Here is a 13,729-nt window from a genome sequence, read left to right on the forward strand (position 1 = left end):
GGTTTAAAAAGGTTGATGTTATTTGCGACATGTTGGCTCGACATTGTGCTTGTACACCATCGCTAAATGACAGCTATGTAAGCCAGCTGGCTGCTAAGCGTAATTAAAAGTTACAGTTTATTGTCAATAATTACATTTTGATACTGGGCACGGTTTTTAACTTTGATTATCATGGCACCAATGGATAACAAGACAGTTTGATGATATCAGAACAGCATGTTTATGCTTAATTGATATCATGATATTGCCATTTATCCTGCACATCGTTAGTAATACTTAGGCAACATGCTTGTTATTACTCAAATAAACCTATCCATTTTGGGAACATTATTATGAAAAAAGTAATTATCGCATCTTTGACTGCTATGTTTGTATTGACTGGTTGCAACACTTTTAAAGGCCTAGGCCAAGACGTATCAAGCGCTGGCGAAGCAGTAACTGGTGGTGCACAAGACGTACAAAACAAAATCTAAGTTCTAACATTTTAGATTCTGTGTTTGAAGGGCTTACCATTTGGTAAGCCTTTTTTTGTTCTTAATAACAGTGATGTATAAACAGTAATGTATAAATAATCTTCATCATATACAGATACATAAAAATTTAAGCATACAAGCACTATAAAAATGTGCGCAATATCTGATTTAAGTAACGACGACCTAATAAAGTTGGTTGTAACAGCTCAGTATTGTTCACCAACAAGCCTTGCTCGACTAGCTTATTGACTTGCCGCGCTATGCTTTCATAGCTCAGTCCTGTTCGCGATGCAAATAGCGACCATGTCAACCCATCATGCAGACGTAGCGCATTGAGCATAAATTCACTGACCAACTCATCATCAGCAATTGGCAGCCAATTGACCATTTTTGGTGCATCTTCATAAGTCATATAGTCTTTTGGAGAGCGTGATTTACTAAAACGGTAGATACCTGTCTTTGATAGTAGTTCCTCTGATAATAGTTCATCGTTTTGCAAATCCTTACTTATTAAGTCACTGCGATTCAAAGTTACCTTGCCGTGTGCGCCAGCACCAATGGCCAAATAATCGCCAAACTGCCAGTAATTGACGTTGTGTCGACACGGCTTATCTGATGCACCTGCCCATGCCGACACTTCGTAGTTATCATAACCCAGGCGCTGTAGCAAAGCCTGCCCTGCCTCTTCGATATCAGCCAAGCTATCCTCATCAGGTAAGATAGGCTGACTGCGATAGAATACGGTATTTGGCTCAATTGTCAGCTGATACCAAGAGATGTGCGTTGCGCCAGCATCATGCGCTGTCTGAATATCATACAACGCCTCACTAAGCGACTGCTGCGGCAAACCATGCATTAAGTCTACATTGACCCGCTCAAAGCCAGCAGCGCGAGCCGCATGAATGGCGGCTGTTGCCTGATCAGGATCGTGAATACGCCCAAGTGTTTGCAGCTTATCAGCAGCGAAGCTCTGCACTCCAATGGATAAGCGATTAATACCTACTTTTAGATACTCAGCGAATGGCGCATGTTCTAAAGTGCCAGGATTCGCTTCCATAGTAACTTCAATATCATCGGCAAATTCAAAGCAGTCTTGTAAACCTTTAAATAAACGCTGGTATTGACTAATCGGTAGCAATGATGGCGTGCCACCGCCTATGAATATTGAGCCAATCTGGCGTCCTTGAGTCAGAGGCTCTTGCATCTGCGCATCTAGCAAGAGCGCATCTACGTACTCATCATACATTGATAGCTGTACATCAGCGTCCAACTCGTGCGAGTTAAAATCACAATAAGGACATTTTTTTACACACCACGGAATATGAATATATAGCGCCAACGGTATAATGGTCGCATCTATACAAGAAGTATTTGTGGCGTTGGAGAACACTCTAATATTATCAAACTCAGATATCGACATAACGTAAACTTATTCAATAATAAGCGGCGAAAACCGCAAAAAAATACGGCTAGGATAACGGCTACGCACATGAAAGAAAAGCACTGTCTTTACTAATTTAGTCTATTAAAGAGAGGTCTTGCGAAAATATTAATGAAACCACAGCTACAAAATCTAGATAGGTTTGCAACATATAGTCGATACCAAATAAAGTAGATACGTTATATAAAACTTTACCTCAAATATTCATAACAAATATTAGGACAACGAATATGGCATATTGGCTAATGAAATCTAATCCAAGTTTTTTTGGCATCGAAGACCTACAACGCTTGGGTACAGAATGTTGGGACGGCGTACGTAACTACCGCGCGCGTAACTTTATGCGCGATGATATGCAAGTAGGTGACAAAGTATTCTTTTATCATTCGAGCGCAAAACCCTCTGGCGTCGCTGGCATTATGACGATAAGCCAAGCTGGTTATCCTGATCCAACCCAGTTTCATCCTGAACATCGGCATTACGACCCTATTGCAACTATTGAGGCACCACGCTGGTACATGGTCGATGTGACATTTGAGCAAGCTTTTAAAGAAACCTTACCACTATCTGAGCTAAAATTTATCCCCGCACTTGAGGACTCACTACTACTTAGGAAGGGCTGCCAGCAACTGACTGTAATACCACTTGAGCCCAAGCATTGGCAGGCTATTATGGATATGGCAGAGATGCTGAAGCTAGTATGAGCTCATAAGTAATAGGTCAAAGGTTTTTGTAGCACTACCTTACCAAAGTTTGCTATATTTACGCCTTGATTCTCTTATCTACCCTATCTTCACACCCTAGGACCCCTTTATGAGCGCACCCAAACTCGTACTATCTGTATTAACTGTCAGTATATTAGGGCTGACACTAAGCGCCTGTGGCAGCGATGGTGATAAAGTCAAAAAAGAGTATGACCGTATCGAAGACCAAGTTAAAGACGAGTACGATCGTGTAGAAGATAAAGTCAAAGGTAAATATGAAGAAGTCGAAGATAAGCTAACTGATGATGAAAAAAGCATGGCTGAGATTTTGGAGTCTGTGTTTTTACCTGAAGAGTCATTAGATAACTTCTTAGACAAATTGACGCCAGAGGGTGGACGCGGCGGTCTCTATGTCGGTCACTTTATAGAGCTTGATGATGGTGATAATAGCGACATTGATATCGGGGCGATATATTTTGATATCAGTAAGGATGGCGCTGGCAGTGTTGATGGGCGTATCAGTTACCAACAGCAGATTTGTCAAGAAAACCGCACACTTGATGTCAATACTGGCTTTAAAGTAGATAATTATATGACAGGCAAGGTAACTGGTAGCCTTGATACTGCAGAATTTTTAGACATCAAATATATCAATGATCTAAATCTTGAAACGCCAAACTTGATGACGACATTTGCAGGTAGCTTTGAGGAAAACCAAGTAGGCTCACCATGGAGAGGTAGTTTTGAATATCAAGACAGTCTAGGCGGCACTACTCTTTCAGCTGCCAGAGATAACTGTAAGGTTACCTATACTCTGAGTGATCGTTCTAACTTTACCACTTATGCCCTCGACTATCAGCTGGGCAATATGATGCTCGACATCACTGGTAATGGCAGCCAAAAAACCGTCACTTGGAAGAATCCAATTAACACAAAACAAGTATTAGTCAGCCAAATCGATGTCAACAAAGCTGAGTCTGGCGCTAACGGCTATATACAGAACGCTGTATTGGCTAACAATAACACCCAGTTTGCACCCGTCATTCCGGATATTTCGACTAACTACGCTATTGTCGTGCAGGCATTTGATGCAAATAATAAGTTAATTGGCTATCAAGCAATCGTACAAGATTTGCCTGAAGCATTATGAGCTTTAGATATATTAGCTTTTATGAGTGAAATATGACGATTAACTCCAGACGACTCTGAAAAAGTTTTAAACGTTTTTTAAGCATTAAAACTCCAGTCTGGCTTCTTAGCCATTTATATCATTATACCTGTCAGTTCATAATGTGAATTGGCGGGTTGCTTTTGTTTTATTGACGTCATTTTTATTTTCAGACTTTGCCTATATAGACTTGCTCATATTATTTATCGGAGTATTATCATCGGCACAGATTCTTTGATACTGCCTTGTCAACGATTTGTTGATGGCAGTATTTGAACATCAATAACCAACGTGAATAATGAAAAGTTGCTAACTATGGTTTTGCCATTATCTTTTACAGACTTTAAAAGCTACAGCTTACGTTTAGGCGTGCTCGCGCTACCTATTTTAATCACTCAATTTTGCCAAGCAGCGCTAGGAGTCGTTGACTCTATTATGGCAGGACGTGTCTCGGCGCTTGATTTGGCTGCCGTGGCTGTTGGCTCTGGTATTTGGTTACCGCTGTTTTTATTAGCCACAGGCATCCTTATTGCCACGACCCCTTTAATTGGGGAAGCGATAGGGCAAAATAAATACAGCCAAGTTCCACATATCACTCAGCAGTCTATATGGACCGCCAGCGTTATCGGTATTTGCGGTTTTATTATTGTGAATTTGATGCCAAATGTGCTCAGCTTAATGGGTGTGCCAGAGAACATTCAACCTATCGCCGCTCAATACTTACATGGCGTTTCTTTTGGCTTTCCTGCGCTTGCCATTTATGCAGTATTACGTAGTTATTGTGAAGCACTTAGTCGACCTGAGCCAGTCACAGTCGTTAGTATTATCGGTCTATTAGCAGATATACCGCTTAATTATATTTTTATCCATGGATTGTTTGGCATGCCCGAGATGGGCGGTGCAGGTTGCGGTGTAGCAACAGCACTAGTGCTATGGATTAACGTATTGATTTTGGGCGTTTATACTACCCTCTCCAAGCGTCAGCAATTTGCCAGTACTCGTTTTTTCTACAGCTTTACCGCCCCCAACCGAGAGCAAATAACCAAGCTACTTAAACTTGGCATTCCAATTGGTCTTTCTATCTTTTTTGAAGCCAGCTTATTTAGCTTAGGCGCACTGGTCATTAGCCCATTAGGTGAGATCGCCACGGCATCACATCAAGTCGCTCTAGCAGTCACCTCTCAGTTATTTATGATTCCAATATCAGTCGCGATGGCGCTGACTATAATGATATCTAATCGTTTTGGTGAAAAGAATTTGCTCGCTTTACGTCACGTACAAGCAACTGGGCTCATTTGGACAGTGCTTATCGCGCTTGTCTGCATGCTTGGTATTTGGATATTTAGACCACAGCTGGCTGCAGCATTTACCGACAACCCTGAGTTACGAGCCCAAGCCATGCATCTGTTAATCTTTGCGCTGGCTTATCAGCTCTTTGATGGCTGGCAGGTCAATGTTGCTGGGATATTACGCGGGATGCAAGATACCACGATACCGATGTGGGTCACACTTTTCTGTTATTGGGTAGTTGCCTTGCCACTTGGTATTTACCTCGTACGTTTTACAGACGTAGGTGCACAAGGGTTCTGGATGGCCTTGATTACTGGTTTATTTTTGGCCTCTATCCTGTTGTCTTTACGATTACGCTATCAGCAAAGACGCTTAACGGCCTTGTGGAACTAAACAATGTTAAGAAAACCTCAACAATAATAGGATGCATGTTACTATTATTCGCCTTAGCGTCAAAAATATGTAAAAAGTTCCAGTTAACAACTGTACATTGATTGCTCATTGCGCTGAATATAGGTATCATTAGCAATCAATTAAACAATATTTTGTTACACTATTTCTTTCTTTAATTTAAAAAAAAGGCATCATTAAAATTATGGATATTGAAAAAATACGCACGCTAATCGCTCTCATGGAAGAAAACGAACTGGTCAATCTAGAAGTCAGTTCAGATGATGAGCATATCAGTTTAACCCGTCATTATGATGCACCAGCTCCAACAATGATGGCAGCGCCTGCTATGGGTGCAGCGCCTGCTGCTGCTCCTGAAGCTAAAGCAGCTGTTAAAGCTGGTAGTGTTGAAACCTCACCAATGGTTGGTGTGTTCTATGCAGCTCCTAGCCCTAACGACCCACCATTCGTAAAAGTTGGTCAAACCGTGCAGGCTGGTGATACGCTTGGTATTATCGAAGCGATGAAAATCATGAACCCGCTTGAGGCAACTCAAAGTGGTGTCATTGCTGAAATCTTAGTGGACAACTCTGAGGTTGTACAGTTTGGCCAGCCTGTTATACGCTATAAAGCCTAATTGTACTCGCTACACCTTATTTTGTTATGTTCAATACCTCGTTCATACTCATATTATATGAGTAATATATAACGACTGGATTGATCAACGCCGCTTTGACGAGGATGACCCTATGATAAAAAAACTGCTCATCGCCAACCGAGGTGAGATTGCTCTACGTATCGTACGTGCGTGTAAAGCACTTGGTATAGAGACTGTCGGTATTTACTCCACTGCTGATGAAAACCTCATGCATCTGCGCTTTGTCGATGAAGCCATCTGTATCGGCAAACCGAATGCTAGCGAAAGTTATTTGAATATCAATACTATTTTAACGGCTGCTGAAATCTCTGGTGCTGATGCCATTCATCCTGGTTATGGTTTTTTGGCCGAAAACGCTGAATTCGCTGAACGTATTGAAGAAGCTGGATTAACTTTTGTAGGCCCTAATGCTGATCATATTCGGCTCATGGGTAATAAAGTTTCTGCCATTAATGCGATGAAAAAGGCTGGCGTACCCACTGTTCCTGGTTCAGTTGGTGCTGTTACTATGCACAACGCTGAAGAACAAGCTCGTAATATTGGCTTTCCGTTGATCATTAAAGCTGCTTCTGGCGGTGGTGGACGCGGTATGCGTGTCGTTGAACGTTTTGATGAGCTGGTTGGTCAAGTACAAGCGGCAAGACAAGAAGCTGAGCTATGGTTTGGCGATGATACTGTCTATATGGAGCGTTACTTACAAAACCCGCGCCATGTCGAGATCCAAGTATTGGGCGATGGTAATGGTAATGCTATTCATCTTTATGATCGCGACTGCTCACTACAGCGTCGTCACCAAAAGGTGTTAGAAGAAGCGCCTGCTCCTGATATTCCGGATGATGTCCGTGAACCAATACTCCAAGCTTGTGTTAAAGCGTGTGAGCTGGTTGAATATCGCGGCGCTGGTACGTTTGAGTTTTTATTCGAAAATAATGAATTTTTCTTTATTGAGATGAATACACGGGTACAAGTTGAGCATCCTGTGACTGAAATGATCACTGGTATTGATGTAGTGGTTGAACAATTAAAAATCGCTGCAGGTTATGGCTTATCTTATCGTCAAGATGAGATTGAAATTCAAGGTCACGCAATCGAATGTCGTATCAATGCTGAAGACCCAGTAACTTTTATGCCTTCACCTGGCAAAGTTACGCAGCTGTACGCGCCTAGTGGCGCTGGTGTACGTTTTGATTCGCATTTATATCCTGGCTATGAAATCCCTAGCTATTATGACTCATTGATTGGCAAGCTCATTTGTCATGGACAGACTCGCCAGCAAGCTATCGCAAAAACAGTACATGCGCTTGATGAGCTTATTATCGAAGGCATAAAAACCAACATTCCTATGCATCGCGATGTCATTTTAGCGGATGAAAACTTCGTTAATGAAGCTCAAAATATCCATTATCTTGAAGAAGAAATGCTTGAAACGCAAAAGACTAAAGTTGCAAAATAAAGAGAATTTTGATGCTTCAAATAAAAACCGCTCCCCTATAAGAGAGCGGTTTTTTATTTATTATAACTAAGCTATTAAAACCTATTAATTATGGTAGGACTCTATGAAAATTCATAAAGCATTGTGTGCCTTCAGGATCAGCACACCACTGCATCTCATTACCATCATGGTTTAAGTAAGCAATCAGTGCCTCGTCAGTCTGATCAATCTGATTACCTGAACAGTCTACTTCGTTATTGTCATACACAGTTTTGATGGCGATAATAGGCAAACCTTCTTCACGGTGCGTGACCAAATAACGGCCATAAGTCCATTCTTTACCACTTACTGCCCACATCTCATTATCTGCACCAAAATTATATAACTCTCGGCATTGCGTAGCACTTTTCGTCTTTATATTATCATCAGTTATTGTACTAGGCGCTGTATTGGGTATGACTTTAAAGATACGACGTTCGCTTTGATTCAACACACCATCTGCTTTAGCCGTTATCTCAGATTCATTGGTCTCTATATTTTGAGCACTGTTGGATGCTGCTTGCTTCGCTATAGCGTCTTTGGTCATAGTGATACCACTATCCAAATCTATTTCCCATTGTCCAGCAATAGCAGGACTAATATGCGTTGTAATCACTGACTGGCTAACAGGTTCGCTATTATTGCCAGGTAATGAAGCTAAAACAGCGGCTAACGTAAATGACGCAAACGAGATTGGTTCCATAATTAACCTTATACTTGTAATGTAAATTATCTGTCTTAGTGTAAGTCCTAGCTGCCAAACACACAAGTAACATTATGCTATGGTTAAACAGATGTGCATTCAGTAACGCTTATATTCTATAAAAGAACCGCCATATCTTCTACAGAGATGGCGGTTCTTTAGTTTTACGCTACTTAACTTTAACTAAAACTAAGCCGCTACTGTACTTGGCGCTTGAGCAAATGCAGATAGTGCTCCTTTTAGCATCGCCGATACCGTACTGCTACAGGTACCAATACCAGAATAAACCTCTCCATCGACGTTAAGCTGGATGTAAGCCGCTGCATTCGCATTGGTTTTGTTGTCGCTATTAGTATCATCATCGATACCATTGCCACTGTTATGCTGCGGATTGATAGCATGCTCAGCATAATTGATAACATGTATGGATTTACCAGTATGCTGTGCTAGTCCATCAATAAACGATGATAATGGACCATTACCCCTCCCATCAATTGTGATGGTATCGTCATTTATTTGCACTTGACCATTAAAATAAACGTCACCACCCTTGTTATTGACACTATAATCTAATAGCTCCAAATTACCTTTTTGCAAATACGTGTCTTCAAAGGTCTGTAGTATTTCATCATTTTGTAGCTCGCGTGCCACCGTCTCAGCCTGCTTTTGTACCACACCACTAAAGTCAATTTGCATCCAACGTGGTAAGTTGAAACCGTAGTTACGTTGCAAGATGTAAGCAACGCCGCCTTTTCCAGATTGACTATTGATACGAACCACATCTTGGTAACTACGACCAATATGCGCAGGATCGATCGGTAAATAAGCCACATCCCATACAGCGTCAGTCTCATCTTGATGCTTTTCATTATAATCGAGAGATTTTTTGATGGCATCTTGATGTGAGCCACTAAAGGCAGTAAAGACAAGCTCGCCCACATATGGATGACGTGGATGCAGCGGTAAATTGTTACACTCGCTCACCACCTGCACAATCTCGCTCATATTACTAAAATCAAGCTCAGGATCGATACCTTGACTGAATAAATTCATCGCCATGACCATGATATCCATATTACCAGTACGTTCACCGTTGCCAAGCAAAGTGCCCTCGATACGATCGGCGCCAGCAAGTACACCAAGCTCCGCAGCTGCGACCGCACAGCCTCTATCATTATGGGTGTGAAGACTGATAATCACATGCTCACGCTGTGCAAGATTGCGGCAGAAGTACTCAACCTGATCGGCAAAGATATTAGGCATAGAAGCTTCAACAGTCGCTGGTAAGTTAAGAATAACTTCTTGTCCCTGTTGCGGCTGCCATACGTCGCAAACAGCCTCACAGACTTCTACGGCATATTCGGTTTCAGTTTGGCTAAAGCTTTCTGGCGAATACTGAAATACCCATTCTGTCTCTGGATATTTAGCCGCATATTCAACCAATAAGTTGGCACCAGTAATGGCAATCTCTTTAATATCCGCTTTATCTTTACCATAGACCTTTTCACGTTGTACACGGCTAGTAGAGTTATAGACATGGACAATGGCTCGCTTCGCACCTTTTAATGATTCAAAAGTACGCGCTATTAAATGTTCACGAGCTTGTACCAATACTTGTAGCGTCACATCATCTGGTACATGGTTTTCTTCGATAAGTTTACGCGCAAAATCAAACTCAACTTGCGCCGCCGATGGAAACCCAATTTCAATTTCTTTAAAACCAACATCCACCAAAGTTTTGAAAAAGCGCATTTTTTGTTCGATAGTCATCGGATCAATCAAAGCTTGATTGCCATCACGCAGATCGACACTCGCCCATATTGGCGATGTCTCAATGGTTTTGCTAGGCCACGTGCGATCTGGCAATGAAGGTGCAAACGCAAATGGACGATATTTACGAAAATCGAAAGCAGCATTTTTGGGCGTAATCTTTGCTGTACGTGTGGTCGCGTTGCGTAGGTCTTGGTTAGACATAATGAATCCTTTTAGACGATATGATGAGCTAGATATATATCTAACTAAATGGCTTTACCACAAGGGATGATGGTTATAGCATTATAATAGCAAAGATTTGAAAGTGAAAAGCAGCTTTATTAAATAAATTAACATCCTTAAGTAGTGTTTATCACTAATATCATATATATTATCGACATAAATCACTAACGATTAATAAAAGATATGAGCGATAGTCAACTTACCCCTCAAACCATATATACCATTGATGATACTGATAAGCGTCTTTTACGTCTATTACAGACAGATGCACGCATGAGTATTACCGAGCTGGCTGAAAACGTCAACTTATCAGCAACTCCTTGCGCACGCCGGGTTAAACGCCTAGAAGATACAGGTATTATCACAGGTTATCATACTCAAACAGATGCAGAAAAACTTGGTTACCCGCTCGCTATATTTATTGCCATTAGCATGGATCGCCACACAGCCGAACGCTTTGAGCAGTTTGAAAAAAAGGTACAAAGCTTCGATGAGGTCATCAGTTGTAGCATTGTGACGGGTCGCTCTGAGGACTACTTAATCAAAGTGCGCGTACGCGATATGGCGCACTATGAAGAGTTTTTATTACATCGGCTAAATCGTATTGAGGGCGTTGCACAAGTACATACTAGCTTTGAGTTACGAGAAGTATTTAGCCGCAGCATCGTTTAACACCTTATGCTATATCTATTATACTTGTGACAGTTGGTTGTTACGCAGTCGATAAAATACCACGATTAAAGCCAGTCCAATCAGTAGACCGATAGCTGCAACCAATAGACCAGCATTAAAATTATCGCTTTGTCCAGCCAATGCAACCGTTACCAATGGTCCGATAAACTGTCCTAGCGCATAGGCCAAGGTTGCCAATCCTATGAGTAAATTAGAGTAAGCAGGATTGATATTTTTGATGATATTTAAGGTCATTGAAACCATGCCCACAAAGGTTAACCCTAAAATAATTGCATTTGCGTATAAGCCAAACGCCCCTTCAAACCACAAAGGTAAAAGCATCCCTAATGCTTGTAATAAAGTTAGACCCATCAAAGTTTTGGTCTCACCAATACGTTTAGCGAGTGCGCCCCACAGAGGATTGGACAGCATCGCAAAAATACCAACCAGCAACCAAATAAGCAGCCCAGCATAGCTCTGGGTTGTAAGCCGCTGTGCTGCCATGACTGGTAAAAAGGTCGCTGAAGTAATATAACCAAATCCTGCCAGCACATAGCTTGCTGACAACAGCATAATAGCTTTGGTATGTCCGGTAACAGCTTCGTATAATGAGCGTTTAAAATTAATATAAGTTTGATGTACAGATCGGTGCGTAGCATCAGACGTCGCATCTGCTACACCTATCTCGCTAAATATAGCCGCATCATTATCCCTTGGACGTATACCATAAAGTAGCCAAAGTAATGGCAAACTACTTACGCCGGCCATCAGCCAAATCACATCAAAATGATATTCAAGTAACAATAGTGTCCACGTCAGTAAAGCTGACAGTCCAATACCCACTCCTATCCCAGCATAATGCAATGCCGAAAGCACAGAGCGGCGCTCATCGCTAAAACTTTGGATCACCAATGATGAGCTTAAAATCATCGCCACCCCGCTTGCAACACCTGCGAGCAAACGAATAACATACCACAGGTTTAATGACATTTTTGGTACGACAAGTAGCATGGTCGTGATAACACTGAGCACCGTCCATAGCATTAACATCTGCCACGTGAGTCGCTGCGGCACAAACATAGCGATGAGCGCGCCAATAAAATAGCCAATATAATTAATTGAGGCCATCCATCCAGCAATGGCGGTCGATAGCGACAATTGAACCATAATGTCAGGCAAAGTAGCGGTAAATAAAAAGCGCCCATAACCCATGACCACCGCTAGACAGTAAAGTCCTATCCAAGCGATGGTAATTTCATTGGTGATAATAGGGAAAATTCGGCTGTTAGAAGCAGTCATCATGACGAAGCCAATTTGTGGTCATCAGCACACAATCCTTTGTGTTAAAAGCTATAGATAGCGCTCAAAAAAAGCGGTGAAGTATAAAGCTATGATATATTAAGTGCAGGAGCTGCAGGCTGACCAGTATCGGTCTGTCCTAATATCTGTACTCGTTGATCGCTAAACATGTCCATGTCAGGGGCCAGCGTACGCATAAACCGATCAAAATATAACAGCTGCTTAGTCAGTAACGCAAAATCACGGGGAAAATGAATGCCATGGCGCTTACCGACTTCAACGATTTCGAGCATCATCTGATTGAGCTCATCGGCCTGTTCTTTACTGTTAAAAGGCACCCCGCTTGTAAACGTAATGTCTTCTGCCATGATGGTTTTCATCATGCGTTGTAAGTCATCTGCTAAGTCCTGTACATCGACATTACTGCGACTATGAGTCATCTCCATATCGATCATATGCTGCGCCATCGCTTGATAATTATTATCTTGCAACGCCTGCATCATGCCCATACAGGCACGCCAGCTTTCGGCTTTGAGCTTACCTACAATGCCAAAATCCAAAAATCCGATTCGGCCATCGGTTAGCAGCATTAAATTGCCCGCATGCAAGTCAGCGTGAAAGCTATTACAGAACATAAGACTTGCAAACCACGTATTCAACGTATCTGCCATTATTTGCGCTGGGTCATCACAATACTGGCGCATAGCTGTCTCGTCAATCATAGAAACGCCGTGCAATTGACTCATAGTCAGGACGCGTTTGGTAGTCAGCTCATCATAGACCACTGGCGCTACTACCCTTGTGTTCCCTGATACGCTCAAAAATTGCTGAAAATCGCGAATGTTTTGTGCTTCACTAATAAAGTCAGTTTCGGCCAACATACGTAAACGAATCTCATCGATAATCGGTGCAATGCTGGCAAACTTCATTGACGGCATGAGTAGCTCAACGATTTTGGTTACCCCGTGCAACACCCCTAAATCCGTTTGCATAATGGTTTCGACTTCAGGCTTTTGCACCTTTAACACCACTTCATCGCCATTATGTAAACGCGCGGCATGCACCTGAGCAATGGAGGCTGATGCTAAAGGCTTTTCATCGATGAATGCAAATTTGTCAGACAGCGTTTGCCCATCGACGGCCAGCTCATCCGTCAACACCTGCTCGATGTAGGTATAAGATAATGGTGTCGTTTGATCCAAACAGTCTTGAAAGGCTTCTACATATTCACGCGGAAATAACGAGGGCGTGCTGGCTATAAACTGTCCGATTTTAATATAAGTCGTACCAAGCTGCTCAAAAGTATCTTTTAACAGCTTGGCATCAGGCTTCTCGCCTTTTGCAACTCTTAGTGCAGATAAGCCGGCGACACTGACTGTCTGACGCATACGGTTAACCACATTGAACGAATGCTTGAGTAAATGAGGACGATGAATTTTCATAAAAAACAACTATAATTAGAAAA

The 13,729-nt window shown here is 42.0% G+C and carries 12 protein-coding genes; 7 read left to right on the top strand and 5 right to left on the bottom strand.

The features are described from left to right. Positions 1–332 precede the first annotated feature (332 nt). Positions 333–473, top strand: coding sequence for an entericidin A/B family lipoprotein (locus Q0895_RS00335; protein ID WP_075103144.1), 141 nt, complete (start codon positions 333–335; stop codon positions 471–473). A 142-nt stretch (positions 474–615) separates the two neighbouring features. Here Q0895_RS00335 and hemW read toward each other — a convergent pair whose 3' ends face one another. Then, positions 616–1,893 (bottom strand): radical SAM family heme chaperone HemW, encoded by a 1,278-nt coding sequence (gene hemW / locus Q0895_RS00340; RefSeq protein ID WP_299184618.1) that lies wholly within the window; start codon positions 1,891–1,893, stop codon positions 616–618. Positions 1,894–2,144: 251 nt separating this feature from the next. Here hemW and Q0895_RS00345 point away from each other — a divergent pair, with 251 nt between their 5' ends. The 5 genes from Q0895_RS00345 (at position 2,145) to accC (ending at position 7,577) form a co-directional block, all read left to right on the top strand. Then, a complete protein-coding gene (locus Q0895_RS00345) occupies positions 2,145–2,618 on the top strand; it encodes an EVE domain-containing protein (protein WP_299184620.1) in 474 nt (157 codons plus the stop codon). A 109-nt stretch (positions 2,619–2,727) separates the two neighbouring features. After that, entirely contained in the window at positions 2,728–3,768 is a 1,041-nt protein-coding gene (locus Q0895_RS00350) for a hypothetical protein (protein WP_299184622.1), read from the top strand. Positions 3,769–4,101: 333 nt separating this feature from the next. Continuing rightward, positions 4,102–5,469, top strand: a complete 1,368-nt coding sequence (locus tag Q0895_RS00355) for an MATE family efflux transporter (protein WP_299184624.1) — start codon at positions 4,102–4,104, stop codon at positions 5,467–5,469. 202 nt (positions 5,470–5,671) lie between these two features. Beyond that, complete coding sequence (gene accB, locus Q0895_RS00360) at positions 5,672–6,103, top strand: acetyl-CoA carboxylase biotin carboxyl carrier protein (protein ID WP_058368672.1); 432 nt, start codon at positions 5,672–5,674, stop codon at positions 6,101–6,103. Positions 6,104–6,215: 112 nt separating this feature from the next. Then, a complete protein-coding gene (accC, locus tag Q0895_RS00365; RefSeq protein ID WP_058368671.1) occupies positions 6,216–7,577 on the top strand; it encodes an acetyl-CoA carboxylase biotin carboxylase subunit in 1,362 nt (453 codons plus the stop codon). An 88-nt stretch (positions 7,578–7,665) separates the two neighbouring features. Here accC and Q0895_RS00370 read toward each other — a convergent pair whose 3' ends face one another. Further along, positions 7,666–8,298 carry a hypothetical protein gene (locus Q0895_RS00370; protein ID WP_299184630.1) on the bottom strand — a complete coding sequence of 211 codons (633 nt, stop codon included), beginning with the start codon at positions 8,296–8,298 and terminating at the stop codon, positions 7,666–7,668. A 189-nt stretch (positions 8,299–8,487) separates the two neighbouring features. Further along, positions 8,488–10,272: a 2-isopropylmalate synthase gene (gene leuA, locus Q0895_RS00375; protein WP_299184632.1), complete on the bottom strand. Its 1,785-nt coding sequence runs from the start codon at positions 10,270–10,272 to the stop codon at positions 8,488–8,490. 204 nt (positions 10,273–10,476) lie between these two features. On the opposite strand from leuA, the gene Q0895_RS00380 reads away from it, so the two are divergent. Further along, a complete protein-coding gene (locus tag Q0895_RS00380) occupies positions 10,477–10,965 on the top strand; it encodes an Lrp/AsnC family transcriptional regulator (RefSeq protein WP_299184634.1) in 489 nt (162 codons plus the stop codon). A gap of 18 nt (positions 10,966–10,983) precedes the next feature. On the opposite strand, the gene Q0895_RS00385 is transcribed toward Q0895_RS00380, so the two are convergent. Further along, entirely contained in the window at positions 10,984–12,267 is a 1,284-nt protein-coding gene (locus Q0895_RS00385) for a YbfB/YjiJ family MFS transporter (protein ID WP_299184636.1), read from the bottom strand. An 86-nt stretch (positions 12,268–12,353) separates the two neighbouring features. Beyond that, positions 12,354–13,706 (bottom strand): AarF/ABC1/UbiB kinase family protein, encoded by a 1,353-nt coding sequence (locus Q0895_RS00390; protein ID WP_299184638.1) that lies wholly within the window; start codon positions 13,704–13,706, stop codon positions 12,354–12,356. Positions 13,707–13,729: the final 23 nt, after the last annotated feature.

Source organism: uncultured Psychrobacter sp., assembly GCF_947495825.1.
Lineage (GTDB): Bacteria > Pseudomonadota > Gammaproteobacteria > Pseudomonadales > Moraxellaceae > Psychrobacter.

Coding starts and splice junctions, on each gene's coding strand:
- Q0895_RS00335 (WP_075103144.1), top strand. CDS start 333: ATGAAAAAAGTAATTATCGCATCTTTGACTGCTATGTTTGTATTGACT.
- hemW (WP_299184618.1), bottom strand. CDS start 1,893: ATGTCGATATCTGAGTTTGATAATATTAGAGTGTTCTCCAACGCCACA.
- Q0895_RS00345 (WP_299184620.1), top strand. CDS start 2,145: ATGGCATATTGGCTAATGAAATCTAATCCAAGTTTTTTTGGCATCGAA.
- Q0895_RS00350 (WP_299184622.1), top strand. CDS start 2,728: ATGAGCGCACCCAAACTCGTACTATCTGTATTAACTGTCAGTATATTA.
- Q0895_RS00355 (WP_299184624.1), top strand. CDS start 4,102: ATGGTTTTGCCATTATCTTTTACAGACTTTAAAAGCTACAGCTTACGT.
- accB (WP_058368672.1), top strand. CDS start 5,672: ATGGATATTGAAAAAATACGCACGCTAATCGCTCTCATGGAAGAAAAC.
- accC (WP_058368671.1), top strand. CDS start 6,216: ATGATAAAAAAACTGCTCATCGCCAACCGAGGTGAGATTGCTCTACGT.
- Q0895_RS00370 (WP_299184630.1), bottom strand. CDS start 8,298: ATGGAACCAATCTCGTTTGCGTCATTTACGTTAGCCGCTGTTTTAGCT.
- leuA (WP_299184632.1), bottom strand. CDS start 10,272: ATGTCTAACCAAGACCTACGCAACGCGACCACACGTACAGCAAAGATT.
- Q0895_RS00380 (WP_299184634.1), top strand. CDS start 10,477: ATGAGCGATAGTCAACTTACCCCTCAAACCATATATACCATTGATGAT.
- Q0895_RS00385 (WP_299184636.1), bottom strand. CDS start 12,267: ATGATGACTGCTTCTAACAGCCGAATTTTCCCTATTATCACCAATGAA.
- Q0895_RS00390 (WP_299184638.1), bottom strand. CDS start 13,706: ATGAAAATTCATCGTCCTCATTTACTCAAGCATTCGTTCAATGTGGTT.